The organism is Klebsiella sp. TF21-TM (assembly GCF_019753495.1).
GTDB classification, from domain to species: Bacteria; Pseudomonadota; Gammaproteobacteria; order Enterobacterales; family Enterobacteriaceae; genus Klebsiella; species Klebsiella quasipneumoniae.
Map to the genome: position 1 here is coordinate 152,245 of NZ_JAIJYL010000001.1, position 16,549 is coordinate 168,793.

Below are 16,549 nucleotides of genomic sequence, written 5' to 3' on the forward strand. Positions count from 1 at the left end.
GTCCTCTTCCATTGGGAGAGGACCGGGGGGAGGGGCAGTTTATTACGCCTCTTCAACCGAGACGCGCAGGGCCGCCAGCGCCTTACGCGCCGCCTTCAGCACCTGCTCGCACTGCTCAAGGGTGAGCGTCAGCGGCGGTTCAACGCGGATCGTCTTGGCGTTATTTAACGTCCCGGCGACCAGCACCCGCTGTCTGAACATCTCGCTGGCAAAGTCGTAGCCAATCTCGTTATCGACAAACTCGATGGCCATCAGCATGCCTTTCCCGCGCACTTCATTCACCAGGTCCGGATACTCCTGCGCCAGCAGGCGGAAACCGTCCAGCAGCATATCGCCTTTCTGCGCCGCCTGCGCCGGCAGGTTTTGCGTCAACAGCACGTTGATGGTCGCCAGCGCCGCCGCACAGGCCAGCGGGTTGCCGCCGAAGGTCGTGGTGTGCAGGAACGGGTTGTCGAACAGCACCGAGAAGACCTCTTCCGTCGCCACCGTCGCGCCGATCGGCATCACGCCGCCGCCGAGCGCTTTCGCCAGACACAGAATGTCGGGCTGAACGTTCTCATGCTCGCAGGCGAACATCTTGCCAGTGCGGCCCATGCCGGTCTGCACTTCGTCGAGGATCAGCAGGGCGCCAAACTCGTCGCACAGCTTACGCACCGCCGGCAAATACCCCGTCGGCGGCAGGATCACGCCCCCTTCGCCCTGAATCGGCTCAAGGATCACCGCCGCGACGTCGTCGCCGGTTTTCTTGCACTCGCTCAGCATGGTGCGCATGGCGTTGATATCGCCGAACGGCACATGGCGGAAGCCCGGCAGCAGCGGCATAAACGGTTTGCGGAAAGTCGACTTGGCGGTGGCCGACAGCGCGCCCAGCGATTTGCCATGGAAGGCGCCGCTGGTGGCGATGAAGGTGAATTTACCGCGCGGCGACTGATAGGCTTTCGCCAGCTTGATGGCCGCCTCTACCGATTCGGTACCGCTGTTGCAGAAGAAGCTGTACTTCAGTTTGCCGGGCGTTAAGGCCGCCAGGGTTTTCGCCAGCATCGCGCGTAGCGGATCCAGCAGTTCCTGGCTGTGAAGCGGTTGTTTCGCGAGTTGATTCTCGACGGCGGATACCACAACTGGATTACGGTGCCCTACATTGAAGATGCCAAACCCGCCAAGGCAGTCGATAAACTCCTGTCCCTGGGTGTCGACAAGCGTATTTAACCCTCCCGCTTGCCACTCTACGGCTCCGTAATCCCCGCCGGCTGTGACCGATTTTCGATACTCTAAAAACCCCGGATTCACATGCTCTTTAAAGTATTCTCTGACCTCCTGGTTAAGTGCTTTCATTTCCTCATGGTCAAGCGTGCGCTTTTCAATGAGATTCAGTGCGTGTGCGCTGCAGGCCAGAGCCGATGCGCTGGAAGGTAACCTGTTCAAAATGTGCTCCTGGGGCGGACGTATCACACGATACTGGATTAAGTATTGCAGGGATTACGCCAGTTCGGCAGAAGCGGTGAAAATCGGGATAAATGCAAAGTAAAAGACGAAATGTGTAAAATTTAATCTCATGGCGCCATTATTGGCACGTTTTATTCCTGAGCTGACGAGATTTTCTGCCTTGCGGCGTTGAGCGGCACGATCCGTCGTGGTGCGGGCTGCCCCAGCGCGGGGCAGCCGATGGTGAGAAAGGAGGCTTAGTCGAGCTGGGAGATCTCCATCGCCGCCCGGTCGATAATGCCGATGATCTGCTTGAGCTGGGCGGCGCTGCTGGCCTGCTGGTTCACTTTCAGGTCGAGGACCGCTTTGAAATTCTCCAGCGCGCGCTTCATCTGCGGATCGCGGCGCAGCTCGCAGCCGACCATCCGCGCCTGCAGACGCTCCTGGATATGGGACAGATGCTCCTGGTTCTCCGCATGCAGCTGTTTCCCCTCTTCGCTGATGACGATTTTTTTGCGTCCGTTGTCGTCTTCCACGCTGATGAGACCCTGGTCCTGGAGCAGATCCAGCGTCGGGTAGATCACCCCCGGGCTGGGACTGTAGTTCCCCTGGGTGAGGGTTTCGATCTCTTTGATCAGCTCATAGCCGTGGCTGGCGCTGCGGCTGAGGATGTCCAGAATAATCAGCCGCAGTTCGCCGTGGCCAAAGAAACGCTGGCGACGTCCGCCGCCGCGACGGCCATGGTCGCCGTGTTCGCTGGGGTCACCGTGGCGCCCGCGCGGCCCACGCCCGTCTTCATGATGATGTCGCATGGTTACCTCCTGCTATGTTTTGATATATCTAATTTATATCTAAAAAATGAATTCTCGCAATGCTGGTTGTGATTTATTTTTTAATTTGTTGATATTTGTGTGTTTATTTTTGATGCTGGTATTTTAATGCGGTTTGTTTTGACTATATCAAAAAAAGACTTGCATTCTTTTTAGATGGCAATCATTATCATTTGCATCGAGTTTAGATATATCTATTTACTGTTCACGAAGGCGATCGATGATGACAAAAACCAAAGCAGACAAGTACCCGCAGCGTGTCCGCAATGAGCTGCGTTTCCGTGAGCTGACGGTGCTGCGCGTGGAGCGCGCAGGCGCGGCCTTCCAGCGCATCGTGCTGGGAGGCGAGGCGCTGGAAGGTTTCGTTTCCCGCGGTTTTGACGACCACACCAAGCTTTTCTTCCCGGAGCCGGGCGCGGCGTTTGCCCCGCCGCAGGTGACCGAGGAGGGGATTGACTGGGGCGAGGGCGTGCGGCCTGCTACCCGCGACTATACGCCGCTGTACGATGCCGAACGCCATGAGCTGGCGTACGACTTCTTTATCCACGACGGCGGAATCGCCAGCCGCTGGGCGCTGGAGGCAAAAGCGGGCGATAAGCTGGTGATCGGCGGTCCGCGCGGCTCGCTGGTGGTGCCGGAGGATTACGCCTGGCAACTGTATGTCTGCGATGAGTCCGGTATGCCGGCGCTGCGTCGTCGTCTGCTGGGTTTGCGTCAGCTGGCGGTGACGCCACAGGTGACGGCCATCGTCACTATCGCCGATGCGTCATATAAAGATTATCTGGCGGACCTCGACGGCTTTAACATCGAGTGGGTGGTGGGCCACCATCCGGCGTTCGTCGCCGAGCGTCTGGCACAGGTGAGGGTGCCGGCGGAGGATTATTTCATCTGGCTGACCGGCGAAGGCGCGGTGGTGAAATCGCTGCTGGCGCGCTTTGAGGATGAGAGCATCGATCAGCAGCTGGTGCGCTCGCAGGCGTACTGGCACAGCAAGTAAAAAGCCATCGTGGTCAAACCCGGATAGCGGCGCGTAGCGCTTTATCCGGGCTACGGTTGGCGCCGATTTGTAGCCCCGGTAAGCGCAGCGCCACCGGGGGAAGTTTATCGTTCCGCCAGCGCTTTAAACACCATCGCCACCGCGTGGGCGCCGGGGTCCATGTTGCCGAGCAGGCTGTCGCTGTTGAGATAGGACGCTCGTCCGGCGCCGGCTTTGCCCGACTGGCAAGTGCGATCCGCGCCGGCCTGCGCCGCGGCAAAAGCGGCCTGCAGGTTCTCCGGTTCGGCGAGCAGCGCCGCCAGCGCTGGCTGCAGCGCGTCGATCATTGTCCGGTCGCCTTCCTCGGCGCCGCCGTAAAATTTCATCTGCTCCAGACCGGCGTTCAGCGCCTCGGCCACGCTGGCGCCTTGCCCCAGCTTCTGCCCGGCAGCGGTGAAGAAGATCGACATCAATACCCCGCTGGAGCCGCCCATCACCACCGTCAGGCGTTCGCCCGTGAGCGCGAACAGCGTGGGCAGATCCTTCAGCGGCAGCTGCTGGCGCTGCAACAGGTCGGCAATCTCACGCGCCCCGGCAGCGAAGGTGGAGCCGGTATCGCCATCGCCCACTTTGGCATCCAGCGCGTTGAGATGGTCTTCAAGCCCGACGAGGGTGCCGGTCACCTGGGCCACGTAATCACCCACCTGCGGGTTGGCCGAAGGCGTAAAGTCGACGCGCGGGCTGGCGAGAGTGGACGGCATGATGTTAACCGTCCGCGGCTGCACCGGCCGCGGCCAGCCGGCGGTTTCCACATCCGCCAGCAGCGCTTTCTCAATACTCTCTTCCAACACGATGGCGCTCAGCGAGAAACCCTTCATATCCAGGGCCGTCACCAGCGAGGCCGGGCCAATCAACCAGTCAACGCGCGCCTGCAGCGGCGTGTTGGCCAGTTCGCGGGTCAGGATCGCCATTTCGGCCACCGACACGCCGCCGAGATTATTGAGCATCACCGCCAGACGGCCGGTTTCCGGCAGGGCAGCGGTCAGTTTTTCCACCATCAGGTTGACGATGTCCGCACTGTTTTGCGTGGCGATGGTGGAGGCGCCAGGTTCGCCGTGGATGCCCATTCCCAGCTCGGCGTGGCCGGCCTGATGGCGCGGCGCGCTGTCCGCCTCCTGCGGCAGATGGCAGCTGGCCAGCGCCACCCCGATGCTGGCGGTGTGGTTGGCGGCATACTGCGCTTCGCGCAGAACGGTGGCGAGATTGTAGCCGCGCTCGGCAAAATAGCCCGCCACTTTATGGACGAACAGCGTACCGGCGATGCCGCGCGGCTGTTTGTTTTCCGGCAGCGAAATGTCGTCGCCGACGATCAGCATTTCCACGTTGTAGCCGAGACGGCGCGCTTTCTCCGCCGCGAGGCCGAAGTTCAGCCGGTCGCCGGTATAGTTTTTTACGATCAGCAGGCAGCCCGCCTCGCCGGTCACCGCCTGAATGGCGGTAAGCACCGCGTCGACGCTCGGCGAGGCGAACAGATCGCCACAAACCGCGGCGGTCAGCATGCCTTTACCAATAAAGCCGACGTGCGCCGGTTCGTGGCCGGCGCCGCCGCCGGCGATCACCGCCACGTTGTTTTTATTCAGGTCGCGACGGACCACCACCCGGATCGCCGGGTCGCTCTCCAGCCGGGCGAGGTTGTTCCACGGACTGGCGATGATGGTTCCCTCAATCACATCGTTGACGAGGCTGGCGCGCTGGTTAAAAAAGAATTGAGACATAGTGGTTCCTGAAGAGTAAGCGAAAACTCACCCTCCGGAGGCAGGCCTCCGGAGCGGTAACGGACAAAGTGGATTTAGTGACGGATAAGGCGCTGGCGGCGCATATCGAGCGCGATGGGCTCGCCGGGCTGCACGCTGTTCAGCGCCTCGCCCTGCTGACACAGCCAGGCGATCCCCGCCGCGCGGGCGATAATCGCGCCGTGGGCCTGTTCGCTGCCGTCGCGCAGGCACAGGCCTTTCACGCGGCTGGCATCCAGTTGCAGGACGGCTGACGGGAACATGTTGTCGGCGATAATAATGGTCGGCTCGCCGGGCATCGGCAGCGTTTCCTGCACGTCCCGCAGATGGCGCAGGGTGCGCTGCAGAATATCTTCGATATCGATATAGCGCGCCTGGAGATAGGGGTCATCCAGCTGGCGATACTGCTGGCTGAGCTCCATCAGCACCTGATGCCACGCCCATTCCGCCGAGCACGGCTCGGTGAGCAGACGATCGTTGGCGGCATCAAACAGATCCTCATCGTCGAGCAGGGTGTGGTGCCCGGCGAAAATCGCCGCGATATCGGCGTTAAATTTATTCTCCGCCAGCTCGGTCAGGGCAGTGAGATCCGCCAGCGTCTGGTCGATAGCCCGGCGCAGCCGCTGCTGCTCGCGGGCGACATCGGCGGCGGCCGGGCGGACCGGCTGGATCAGGGCCAGCGGATAGCGCAGCGCGATGCCTTCGACGCGCTCGGGGGCGGCCGGGGTCGCTGCCGGTTGCGCCGCAGGCGATTCGCCGAAGTTATCGGCGGCCAGCGCCTGAAACGCCGCCAGCGCCGCATCGGCCTCTGGCCCGCGGGCCAGCAGGCGCAGCTTATCGTTGCGCCGCACCTGCAGCAGGGCGATTTGGTTGAGGCTGTCCGGTTTGACGCACTTCCCGTTTTTCTCCAGCAGCAGATCGGCGTTAAAGCCCGCCAGCGCGGCGACCAGCTTCGACGCCGGACGCACGTGCAGGCCGTTGTGGTTCTGTATGACGACCGCAAGCGACTTGCTGTCGCCATCGTCGGCAAGCGTCGGCGCCGGGGCGGCGTCAGGGGTTGGCGAAGGTAAACCCAGCTGGATCCGTTTGGCCTCCAGGGCGTTCATGGCGTCGGCGATCACTTTGTCGATCCCGGCGCCGGAGGCGGCGCTGACGGTGGCCGCCAGCGTCCCCTCCACCAGCGGCGCGGCGCACAGCCGCACCTTCGCGGCAATCGCCGGATCGAGCAGGTCGAGGGCGGTCTCGGCGCTGAGCAACGCGCTGCCGATATCCATCATCACCAGCACGTGGTCGGTATCGGCGACGGATTCGATCGCTTCCATGACCTTGATCGGATCGGTGCCGATCGGGCTGTCGGGATCGTCGATCCCGGCGGCGATCGCCAGCTTGCAGCCGTCGTTGATTAACATCTGCCGGGCCAGTTCTCCGACACCTTCGCCCAGCCGGGCGCTATGAGAAACGATAACCAGGTTTACCATCGCGATTTCCTTACTCTTTGGCCGCGGCGGCCAGCATCTGCATCATAAACATCACTGACGTGGCGCCCGGATCCTGATGGCCGATGCTGCGTTCGCCAAGGTAGCTGGCGCGGCCTTTGCGCGCCTGCATGGTGATGGTGCTGTGGGCGCCGGCCTCCGCTGCTTTGCAGGCGGCATCCAGCGCGGCGGCGATCGACAGATGCTGCTCGCTGGACTGGCGCAGGGAGTCCACCACCGGCAGCCAGACGTCGCACATGGTTTTATCCCCTGGCTCCGCTTTACCGCGGTTGACGACGCCGTCCGCGCCTTCGCGGATCATCAGGTACAGTTCGTCGAGGGTCAGGCTCTGGTGGGCCTGAGTGACCTGCGCGGCGCGAATGAAGAAGGTGCCGAACAGCGGGCCGCTGGCGCCGCCGACGTTGGAGAGCAGCGTCATGCCGGTGTTTTTGAGGATAAAGCCAATATCTTTATCGGCAATCGACGGCAGCTTTTCCACCACCTTGCTGAACCCGCGGTGCATATTCAGGCCGTGGTCGGCATCGCCGATCTCTTTATCGAGGCCGGTGAGAAAATCGCTCTCTTTGGTGAAGATATCGCCGCAGCGGTACAGCCAGTCGACGATTTGCGTTCTGTTCAGTGACATGTCGTGCTCCTTAGTTTCCCCAGTTCAGCGCCGGGGTATGAACCGGGGCGTCCCATAGCGCCAGCGTCTCATCATCCGCTTTCAGCAGGGTGATGGAAAAGCCCGCCATATCCAGCGAGGTGCAGTAGCTGCCGACGAGGTTGCGTTCGATGATGATGCCGGACGCTTCACAGCGCTGGGCGAGCCGGTGATAGACGCCGTACAGTTCGGACAGCGGCGTGGCGCCGAGGTTATTGACCATGGCGATGACCCGGTCGCCGTTGTGTAGCGCGGTTTTGCTCTGCTTCACTTCCTGCCACGCGCCCTTAACGGTATCCCACTGGCGCAGCGTGCGGCTGTAGGCGCCATTCTCCAGCAGGGTATCGAACATCTCATCGACGGTTTGGTCCAGTGAGCTGAAGCGACGGCGGTCGATGCCCGGCTCGCCGTGAATGCCGACGCCGAACTCCATTTCATCGTCCTGCAGGGTAAAGGAGGGTTGTCCGGCAGCCGGTACGGTGCAGGCGCCAAGGGCGATGCCAATGGAGTGGCCGAGATTATTCAGGCGGCGCCCCAGTTCAGCGCAGGCCTCCAGCGAATCGCCGCGCTCGGCGGCGGCGCCGACCAGTTTTTCGATCAGTACGGTATTGGCGACGCCGCGGCGGCCTGCGGTATAGAGACTGTCTTTCACCGCCACGTCGTCGTCGACCACCACGGTGGTGACTTTTATACCGCTCTCATGCAGCAGCTCGGTGGCGGTTTCGAAGTTCAGGATGTCGCCGGTGTAGTTTTTGATAATCAGCAGGACGCCTTCGCCGCCGTCAATCTGCATCGCGCATTCGAACATTTTATCCGGCGTCGGCGAGGTGAAGATTTCCCCCGGGCAGGCGCCAGAGAGCATCCCCTGGCCGATATAGCCGCAGTGCATCGGCTCATGGCCGCTGCCGCCGCCGGAGAGGAGGGCGACCTTGCCGGCCACCGGCGCGTCGGCGCGGGTGACGTACAGCGGGTCCTGGTGCAGGGTTAGCTGCGGGTGGGCTTTAGCCAGCCCCTGTAATTGTTCATTCAGTACATCTTCAACACGGTTAATCAGCTTTTTCATTATTCAGTGCTCTGTTGGAGAAGGTTCGATGCGGCCTCTCTGCTGGCGGAGGCGGTCATCGCGTAGGGGTATCGTCTGACGGTGCAGCGTGCCTGGCGATATGATGATTCTGGCTGAGCGGACGAAAAAAAGAATGCCCCGGCGATCGGGTTTCATTACGAAACGTCGCCTGCTTATTTTGTTTCTTTATGGAACGTTTTTGCTGAGGAAACGGTGAAAATGCGAGCTGGCGCGCTTTTTTTCCTCTGCCTTAAGCGCCGGTCATCGCGGCTGGCGCAGCGGGCGGAAAAAAATTTTTTGCTAAATTTCCCCCGGCTGTGGGGAAAAAGCCTGCCGCTAAAGGGGGATGGTAAGGGAATTATGCGGCAGAGGAGCGGATCGGGATCGCAATCCTGACGAAGACTAGGGTTTTTTGTTCCAATATGGAACGTAAAAATTTAACCTGTGTTTCATATCAGAACAAAAAGGCGAAAGATTTTTTTGTTCCGTGCCGGCCCTACAGTGATCGCACTGCTCCGGTACATTCCGTTGAGGCCGCGCTTTACCGGCCGGCGCGGATAACGCCAGGGCTCATCATGTCTACATGCGCACTTATTTGAGGGTGAAAGGAATGCTAAAAGTTATTCAATCTCCAGCCAAATATCTTCAGGGTCCTGATGCTGCTGTCCTGTTCGGTCAATATGCCAAAAACCTGGCGGAGAGCTTCTTCGTCATCGCTGACGACTTCGTGATGAAGCTGGCGGGGGAGAAAGTGGTGAATGGCCTGCAGAGTCACGATATTCGCTGCCATGCGGAACGGTTTAATGGCGAATGCAGCCATGCGGAAATTAACCGCCTGATGGCGATTTTGCAAAAACAGGGCTGCCGCGGCGTGGTTGGCATCGGCGGCGGTAAAACCCTCGATACCGCGAAGGCGATCGGTTACTACCAGAAGCTGCCTGTGGTGGTGATCCCGACCATCGCTTCGACCGATGCGCCGACCAGCGCGCTGTCGGTGATCTACACCGAAGCGGGCGAGTTTGAAGAGTATCTGATCTATCCGAAAAACCCGGATATGGTGGTGATGGACACGGCGATTATCGCCAAAGCGCCGGTACGCCTGCTGGTCTCCGGCATGGGCGATGCGCTCTCCACCTGGTTTGAGGCCAAAGCCTGCTACGATGCGCGCGCCACCAGCATGGCCGGGGGGCAGTCCACCGAGGCGGCGCTGAGCCTGGCCCGCCTGTGCTATGATACGCTGCTGGCGGAGGGCGAAAAGGCCCGTCTGGCGGCGCAGGCCGGGGTGGTGACCGAAGCGCTGGAGCGCATCATCGAAGCGAACACCTACCTCAGCGGCATTGGCTTTGAAAGCAGCGGCCTGGCCGCCGCCCACGCGATCCACAACGGTTTCACCATTCTGGAAGAGTGCCATCACCTGTATCACGGCGAGAAAGTGGCCTTCGGCACCCTGGCGCAGCTGGTGCTGCAGAACAGCCCGATGGACGAGATTGAAACCGTGCTGGGCTTCTGCCAGCGCGTCGGCCTGCCGGTGACCCTCGCGCAGATGGGCGTCAAAGAGGGGATCGACGCGAAAATCGCCGCGGTGGCGAAAGCCACCTGCGCGGAAGGGGAAACCATCCACAATATGCCGTTTGCGGTGACCACGGAGAGCGTGCATGCCGCTATCCTCACCGCCGATCTGTTAGGCCAGCAGTGGCTGGCGCGTTAATTCGCGGTGGCTAAACCGCTGGCGCCGGTCGGCGGTCTTTCTTTCTCCCCTCTGGCAGCGGCTGCCGGAGGGGTTCTCTATGGTAAAACGCGGAAAACAGTATGACTGTTCAGACTCAGGATACCGGGAAGGCGGTCTCTTCCGTCATCGCCCAGTCATGGCATCGCTGCAGCAAGTTTATGCAGCGCGAAACCTGGCAAAAACCGCACCAGGCCCAGGGCCTGACCTTTGACTCGATCTGTCGGCGTAAAACCGCGCTGCTGACCATCGGTCAGGCGGCGCTGGAGGACGCCTGGGAGTTTATGGACGGTCGCCCCTGCGCGCTGTTTATCCTTGATGAGACCGCCTGTATTCTGAGCCGCTGCGGCGAACCGCAAACGCTGGCGCAGCTGGCTGACCTGGGGTTTCGCGACGGCAGCTACTGCGCGGAGAGCATTATCGGCACCTGCGCGCTGTCGCTGGCCGCGATGCAGGGGCAGCCGATCAACACCGCCGGCGATCGGCATTTTAAGCAGGCCCTGCAGCCATGGAGCTTTTGTTCGACGCCGGTGTTCGATAACCACGGGCGGCTGTTCGGCTCTATCTCGCTTTGCTGTCTGATGGAGCACCAGTCCAGCGCCGACCTCTCCCTGACGCTGGCCATCGCCCGCGAGGTGGGCAATTCCCTGCTCACCGACAGCCTGCTGGCGGAATCCAACCGCCACCTCAATCAGATGTACGGCCTGCTGGAGAGCATGGACGACGGGGTGATGGCGTGGAACGAACAGGGGGTACTGCAATTTCTCAATGTTCAGGCGGCGAGACTGCTGCATCTTGATGCCCAGGCCAGCCAGGGAAAAAATATCGCCGATCTGGTGACCCTGCCGGCGCTGCTGCGCCGCGCCATCAAACACGCCCGCGGCCTGAATCACGTTGAAGTCACCTTTGAAAGCCAGCACCAGTTTATCGACGCGGTGATCACCTTAAAACCGATTGTCGAGTCGCAAGGCAACAGCTTTATTCTGCTGCTGCACCCGGTGGAGCAGATGCGGCAGCTGATGACCAGCCAGCTGGGCAAAGTCAGCCACACCTTTGAGCAGATGTCAGCCGACGATCCGGAAACCCGGCGGCTGATCCACTTTGGCCGCCAGGCGGCGCGCGGCGGCTTTCCGGTACTGCTGTGCGGTGAAGAGGGGGTGGGGAAAGAGCTGCTGAGCCAGGCCATCCACAATGAAAGCGAGCGGGCGGGCGGCCCCTACATCGCCGTCAACTGCCAGCTGTATGCCGACAGCGTGCTGGGCCAGGACTTTATGGGGAGCGCCCCCACCGATGATGAAAATGGCCGCCTGAGCCGCCTTGAGCTGGCCAACGGCGGCACCCTGTTTCTGGAAAAAATTGAGTATCTGGCGCCGGAGCTGCAGTCCGCCCTGCTGCAGGTGATTAAGCAAGGAGTGCTTACCCGCCTCGACGCCCGCCGCCTGATCCCGGTGGATGTGAAGGTGATCGCCACCACCACCGTCGATCTGGCCAACCTGGTGGAACAGAACCGCTTTAGCCGCCAGCTGTACTATGCGCTGCACTCATTCGAGATCGTCATTCCGCCGCTGCGCGCCCGGCGCAACAGTATCCCGTCGCTGGTGCATAACCGGCTGAAAAGCCTGGAGAAGCGTTTCTCTTCCCGGCTGAAAGTGGACGATGACGCGCTGGCCCAGCTGGTGGCCTACTCGTGGCCGGGAAATGATTTTGAGCTTAACAGCGTGATAGAGAACATCGCCATCAGCAGCGATAACGGCCACATTCGCCTGAGCAACCTGCCGGAATATCTCTTTTCCGATCGACCGGGGGCCGATAGCGGCTCATCGCTGCTGCCGGCCAGCCTGACCTTTAGCGCCATCGAAAAAGAGGCCATTATCCACGCCGCCCGGGTGACCAGCGGGCGGGTGCAGGAGATGTCGCAACTGCTGAATATCGGCCGCACCACCCTGTGGCGCAAAATGAAGCAGTACGATATCGACGCCAGCCAGTTCAAGCGCAAGCATCAGGCCTAGTCTCCTCGATACGCGCCATGGAGAACAGGGCGTCCGACAGACGATTGCTGTAGCGTTTGAGCGCGTCGCGCAGAGGGTGCGAGCGGTCCATGGCCGTCAGCAGACGTTCCAGCCGACGGGCCAGGGTGCGCGCCACGTGCAGCTGGGCGGAGGCGAGATTCTTCCCCGGGATCACAAACTGTTTCAGGGGGCCGCTTTCGGCCATATTGCGGTCGATAAGTCGCTCCAGGGCGGTGATCTCCTCCTCGCCGATCGTCTGGCTCAGGCGGACCAGGCCCCGCGCATCGCTGGCCAGTTCGGCCCCCAGCGCGAACAGCGTCTCCTGAATCTGATGCAGACTTGCCCGCAGCCCGGCGTCGCGGGTGGTGGCATAGCAGACGCCCAGCTGGGATATCAGTTCATCGACGGTGCCGTAGGCCTCGACGCGAATATGGTCTTTCTCGATGCGGCTGCCGCCGTACAGGGCGGTGGTGCCTTTATCTCCGGTGCGGGTATAGATACGGTACATTCAGCTTCTCTCACTTAACGGCAGGACTTTCACCAGCTGCCCGGCGTTGGCGCCGAGCGTACGCAGATGATCGCGGCTATCGGTGACGTGCCCGGTCGCCAGCGGCGCGTCCGCCGGCAGCTGGGCATGGGTTAGCGCGATCTCGCCGGCTGCGCTGAGCCCAATGCCCACCCGCAGCGTCGAGCTTCTGGCCGCCAGGGCGCTCAGCGTATCGGCGTCACCGCCTTCGTCGCAGGATACGGTCTGGCAGGGGACCCCCTGCTCCTCCAGCCCCCAGCACAGCTCATTGATGGCGCAGGCATGGTGCCCGCGCGGATCGTAAAACAGGCGTACGCCCGGCGGTGAAAGCGACATGACGGTCCCCTCGTTAACACTCAGAATGCCTGGCGGAAAATCGCGGCAATCTCCTGCTCGTTGCCCTTACGCGGGTTCGAGAACGCGTTGCCGTCTTTCAGGGCCATCTCCGCCATGTACGGGAAGTCGGCCTCTTTCACCCCCAGATCGCGCAGATGCTGCGGAATTCCGATATCCATCGACAGACGCGCGATGGCGGCGATAGCTTTTTCCGCCGCGTCGAGGGTCGACAGTCCGGCGATATTTTCGCCCATCAGTTCGGCGATATCGGCGAATTTTTCCGGGTTGGCGATCAGGTTATAGCGAGCCACGTGCGGCAGCAGGACGGCGTTGGCCACGCCGTGCGGCATGTCGTACAGCCCGCCCAGCTGATGCGCCATGGCGTGCACATAACCGAGGTTGGCGTTATTGAAGGCCATCCCGGCCAGCAGAGAGGCGTAGGCCATGTTTTCCCGCGCCTGAAGATTGCTGCCGAGGGCGACGGCCTGGCGCAGGTTGCGGGCGATGAGGCGGATCGCCTGCATGGCGGCGGCGTCAGTCACCGGGTTGGCGTCTTTAGAGATATAGGCCTCTACGGCGTGGGTCAGGGCATCCATCCCGGTCGCCGCGGTCAGGGCGGCCGGTTTGCCGATCATCAGCAGCGGATCGTTGATGGAGACCGACGGCAGGTTGCGCCAGCTGACGATCACAAACTTCACTTTGGTTTGGGTGTTGGTCAGGACGCAGTGGCGGGTGACCTCGCTGGCGGTGCCGGCGGTGGTGTTGACCGCGACGATGGGCGGCAGCGGGTTGGTCAGGGTCTCAATCCCGGCATACTGATAAAGATCGCCCTCATGGGTGGCGGCGATGCCGATGCCTTTGCCGCAGTCGTGCGGGCTGCCGCCGCCCACGGTGACGATAAGGTCGCACTGCTCGCGGCGAAACACGGCGAGACCGTCGCGCACGTTGGTGTCTTTCGGGTTCGGCTCGACGCCGTCAAAGATCGCCACCTCGATACCGGCCTCTCGCAGATAATGCAGAGTTTTATCCACCGCGCCATCTTTTATCGCCCGCAGGCCTTTGTCGGTAACCAGCAGGGCTTTTTTACCCCCCAGCAGCTTGCAGCGGTCACCGACCACGGAAATAGCGTTGGGACCAAAAAAGTTAACGTTTGGCACCAGATAATCAAACATACGATAGCTCATAATATACCTTCTCGCTTCAGGTTATAATGCGGAAAAACAATCCAGGGCGCACTGGGCTAATAATTGATCCTGTTCGACCGTACCGCCGCTAACGCCGACGGCACCAATTATCTGCTGGTTTAAAATAACCGGCAGGCCGCCGCCAAAAATAATGATTCGCTGTTGATTGGTCAGCTGCAGACCATACAGAGATTGTCCGGGCTGAACCGCTGGCGTAATTTCATGGGTGCCTTGTTTCAGGCTGCAGGCGCTCCAGGCTTTATTCAGCGAAATATCGCAGCTGGAGACAAAGGCTTCGTCCATCCGCTGGACAAGCAGCGTATTGCCGCCGCGGTCAACCACGGAAAATACCACCGCTACGTTGATCTCATTAGCTTTTTTCTCCACTGCCGCCGCCATTTTCTGGGCGGCGGCCAGGGTGATAGTCTGAATGTGTTGGCTCTTGTTCATGATTATCTCCCGCGCCAGGGTAATGCTGACGCGAATAGTCAGTAGGGGGCGAAAGTAAAAAAACTATCGCCACGCGGTTGGCTTAATTTATTTTTCTCAGCGTTATTTTGTCGCCCGCCATGATTTAGTCAACAGGTCTAAAAAGGTCTCAGAAAAACGCGGTGGCGGGCTTTTTTTATTAATTGATTTATATCAATGCTGGCGATCACATTTTTTATTTTAGCCGTTGCGGCGGGGTTTCATAGTGAAACTGTTTGCCGATTTAACGTGCCAGATTGAAACAAAATTAATTTTATTTTTTTCACCAGTGGCTCCTTTAAAGTTCCGCTATTGCCGGTAATGGCCGGGCGGGCAGCGACGCTGGCCCGGCGTGTTCGCTACCGTCTGCGGATTTCACCTTTTGAGCCCATGAACAATGAAAAGATCAAAACGATTTGCAGTACTGGCCCAGCGCCCCGTCAATCAGGACGGGCTGATTGGCGAGTGGCCTGAAGAGGGACTGATCGCCATGGAAAGCCCCTTTGACCCGGTCTCGTCGGTCAAAGTGGAAAACGGTCGGATCGTCGAGCTGGACGGCAAGCGCCGGGACCAGTTTGATATGATCGACCGGTTTATCGCCGACTACGCGATCAACATTGAGCGCACGGAGCAGGCGATGCGTCTGGAGGCGCTGGAGATAGCCCGCATGCTGGTGGATATCCACGTCAGCCGGGAGGAGATCATCGCCATCACCACCGCCATCACGCCGGCCAAAGCGGTTGAAGTCATGGCGCAGATGAACGTGGTGGAGATGATGATGGCGCTGCAAAAGATGCGCGCCCGCCGAACGCCCTCCAACCAGTGCCATGTCACCAACCTGAAGGATAATCCGGTGCAGATTGCCGCCGACGCCGCCGAGGCCGGGATCCGCGGCTTCTCCGAGCAGGAGACCACGGTCGGTATTGCGCGCTATGCCCCGTTTAACGCCCTGGCGCTGCTGGTCGGCTCGCAGTGCGGCCGCCCCGGCGTGTTGACGCAATGCTCGGTGGAAGAGGCCACCGAGCTGGAGCTGGGCATGCGTGGCTTAACCAGTTACGCCGAGACGGTGTCAGTCTACGGCACCGAGGCGGTATTTACCGACGGCGATGACACCCCATGGTCAAAGGCGTTCCTCGCCTCGGCCTACGCCTCCCGGGGGCTGAAAATGCGCTACACCTCCGGCACCGGCTCCGAAGCGCTGATGGGCTATTCGGAGAGCAAGTCGATGCTCTACCTCGAATCGCGTTGCATCTTCATTACCAAAGGCGCCGGGGTGCAGGGTCTACAGAACGGGGCGGTGAGCTGCATCGGCATGACCGGCGCCGTGCCCTCGGGCATTCGGGCGGTGCTGGCGGAAAATCTGATCGCCTCCATGCTCGACCTCGAAGTGGCCTCGGCCAACGACCAGACCTTCTCCCACTCGGATATCCGCCGCACCGCGCGCACCCTGATGCAGATGCTGCCGGGCACCGACTTTATTTTCTCCGGCTACAGCGCGGTGCCGAACTACGACAACATGTTCGCCGGCTCGAACTTCGATGCGGAAGATTTTGATGATTACAACATCCTGCAGCGCGACCTGATGGTTGACGGTGGACTGCGTCCAGTGACCGAGGCGGAAACCATCGCCATTCGCCAGAAAGCGGCGCGGGCGATCCAGGCGGTCTTTCGCGAGCTGGGGCTGCCGCCGATCGCCGACGAGGAGGTGGAAGCCGCCACCTACGCGCACGGCAGCAACGAGATGCCGCCGCGTAACGTGGTGGAGGACCTGAGCGCGGTGGAAGAGATGATGAAGCGCAATATTACCGGCCTCGATATTGTCGGCGCGCTGAGCCGCAGCGGCTTTGAGGATATCGCCAGCAATATTCTCAATATGCTGCGCCAGCGGGTCACCGGCGATTACCTGCAGACCTCGGCCATTCTCGATCGACAGTTCGAGGTGGTGAGCGCGGTCAACGACATCAATGACTATCAGGGGCCGGGCACCGGCTATCGCATCTCCGCCGAACGCTGGGCGGAGATCAAAAATATTCCGGGCGTGGTCCAGCCCGACACCATTGAATAAGGCGGTATTCCT

15 protein-coding genes are annotated in these 16,549 nt (G+C 60.8%); 4 read left to right on the plus strand and 11 right to left on the minus strand.

Features of this window, described 5'->3' with window-relative positions; translation table 11 throughout:
• Nucleotides 1-42: 42 nt before the first annotated feature.
• The gene (gene ygjG, locus K5R89_RS00780; protein ID WP_023291071.1) at nucleotides 43-1,422 is read right to left on the minus strand and encodes a putrescine aminotransferase; all 1,380 of its coding nucleotides are present in this window, start codon (nucleotides 1,420-1,422) and stop codon (nucleotides 43-45) included.
• Between the two features lie 257 nt (nucleotides 1,423-1,679).
• Nucleotides 1,680-2,234: a PadR family transcriptional regulator gene (locus tag K5R89_RS00785; protein ID WP_032454146.1), complete on the minus strand. Its 555-nt coding sequence runs from the start codon at nucleotides 2,232-2,234 to the stop codon at nucleotides 1,680-1,682.
• A 238-nt stretch (nucleotides 2,235-2,472) separates the two neighbouring features.
• Between K5R89_RS00785 and K5R89_RS00790 the strand changes: the two genes are divergently transcribed.
• Nucleotides 2,473-3,249, plus strand: a complete 777-nt coding sequence (locus K5R89_RS00790; RefSeq protein ID WP_162823504.1) for a siderophore-interacting protein — start codon at nucleotides 2,473-2,475, stop codon at nucleotides 3,247-3,249.
• Between the two features lie 104 nt (nucleotides 3,250-3,353).
• Here K5R89_RS00790 and K5R89_RS00795 read toward each other — a convergent pair whose 3' ends face one another.
• The 5 genes from K5R89_RS00795 to K5R89_RS00815 all read right to left on the minus strand — a co-directional run bounded on the left by K5R89_RS00795 (nucleotide 3,354) and on the right by K5R89_RS00815 (nucleotide 8,582).
• Nucleotides 3,354-5,003, minus strand: coding sequence for a glycerone kinase (locus K5R89_RS00795; protein WP_217259133.1), 1,650 nt, complete (start codon nucleotides 5,001-5,003; stop codon nucleotides 3,354-3,356).
• A 74-nt stretch (nucleotides 5,004-5,077) separates the two neighbouring features.
• Nucleotides 5,078-6,499 (minus strand): dihydroxyacetone kinase phosphoryl donor subunit DhaM, encoded by a 1,422-nt coding sequence (dhaM, locus tag K5R89_RS00800; protein WP_217259132.1) that lies wholly within the window; start codon nucleotides 6,497-6,499, stop codon nucleotides 5,078-5,080.
• 10 nt (nucleotides 6,500-6,509) lie between these two features.
• On the minus strand, nucleotides 6,510-7,142 hold the full coding sequence (gene dhaL / locus K5R89_RS00805) for a dihydroxyacetone kinase subunit DhaL (protein ID WP_017899726.1): 633 nt from the start codon (nucleotides 7,140-7,142) through the stop codon (nucleotides 6,510-6,512).
• 10 nt (nucleotides 7,143-7,152) lie between these two features.
• Nucleotides 7,153-8,223, minus strand: coding sequence for a dihydroxyacetone kinase subunit DhaK (gene dhaK, locus K5R89_RS00810; protein WP_064155343.1), 1,071 nt, complete (start codon nucleotides 8,221-8,223; stop codon nucleotides 7,153-7,155).
• 173 nt (nucleotides 8,224-8,396) lie between these two features.
• Nucleotides 8,397-8,582 (minus strand): hypothetical protein, encoded by a 186-nt coding sequence (locus K5R89_RS00815; protein ID WP_060590462.1) that lies wholly within the window; start codon nucleotides 8,580-8,582, stop codon nucleotides 8,397-8,399.
• A gap of 251 nt (nucleotides 8,583-8,833) precedes the next feature.
• Here K5R89_RS00815 and K5R89_RS00820 point away from each other — a divergent pair, with 251 nt between their 5' ends.
• Together K5R89_RS00820 and dhaR are read left to right on the plus strand one after the other, a co-directional pair.
• Nucleotides 8,834-9,931 (plus strand): glycerol dehydrogenase, encoded by a 1,098-nt coding sequence (locus K5R89_RS00820; protein WP_087826710.1) that lies wholly within the window; start codon nucleotides 8,834-8,836, stop codon nucleotides 9,929-9,931.
• Nucleotides 9,932-10,032: 101 nt separating this feature from the next.
• The gene (gene dhaR / locus K5R89_RS00825) at nucleotides 10,033-11,958 is read left to right on the plus strand and encodes a dihydroxyacetone kinase operon transcriptional regulator DhaR (RefSeq protein WP_023291064.1); all 1,926 of its coding nucleotides are present in this window, start codon (nucleotides 10,033-10,035) and stop codon (nucleotides 11,956-11,958) included.
• Here the strand turns inward: dhaR and K5R89_RS00830 are convergent.
• Genes K5R89_RS00830 through K5R89_RS00845 form a run of 4 tightly spaced genes read right to left on the minus strand, consistent with a single transcriptional unit; the run spans nucleotide 11,936 to nucleotide 14,454 of the window.
• Nucleotides 11,936-12,466 (minus strand): cob(I)yrinic acid a,c-diamide adenosyltransferase, encoded by a 531-nt coding sequence (locus K5R89_RS00830; protein ID WP_044524805.1) that lies wholly within the window; start codon nucleotides 12,464-12,466, stop codon nucleotides 11,936-11,938. The genes dhaR and K5R89_RS00830 overlap by 23 nt on opposite strands.
• The gene (locus tag K5R89_RS00835; protein ID WP_023291062.1) at nucleotides 12,467-12,820 is read right to left on the minus strand and encodes a glycerol dehydratase reactivase beta/small subunit family protein; all 354 of its coding nucleotides are present in this window, start codon (nucleotides 12,818-12,820) and stop codon (nucleotides 12,467-12,469) included. It abuts the gene before it with no gap.
• A gap of 20 nt (nucleotides 12,821-12,840) precedes the next feature.
• Nucleotides 12,841-14,004: a 1,3-propanediol dehydrogenase gene (gene dhaT, locus K5R89_RS00840; protein ID WP_044524803.1), complete on the minus strand. Its 1,164-nt coding sequence runs from the start codon at nucleotides 14,002-14,004 to the stop codon at nucleotides 12,841-12,843.
• Between the two features lie 21 nt (nucleotides 14,005-14,025).
• A complete protein-coding gene (locus K5R89_RS00845) occupies nucleotides 14,026-14,454 on the minus strand; it encodes a heme-binding protein (RefSeq protein ID WP_032454130.1) in 429 nt (142 codons plus the stop codon).
• 415 nt (nucleotides 14,455-14,869) lie between these two features.
• Between K5R89_RS00845 and K5R89_RS00850 the strand changes: the two genes are divergently transcribed.
• The gene (locus K5R89_RS00850) at nucleotides 14,870-16,537 is read left to right on the plus strand and encodes a propanediol/glycerol family dehydratase large subunit (protein ID WP_023291059.1); all 1,668 of its coding nucleotides are present in this window, start codon (nucleotides 14,870-14,872) and stop codon (nucleotides 16,535-16,537) included.
• Nucleotides 16,538-16,549: the final 12 nt, after the last annotated feature.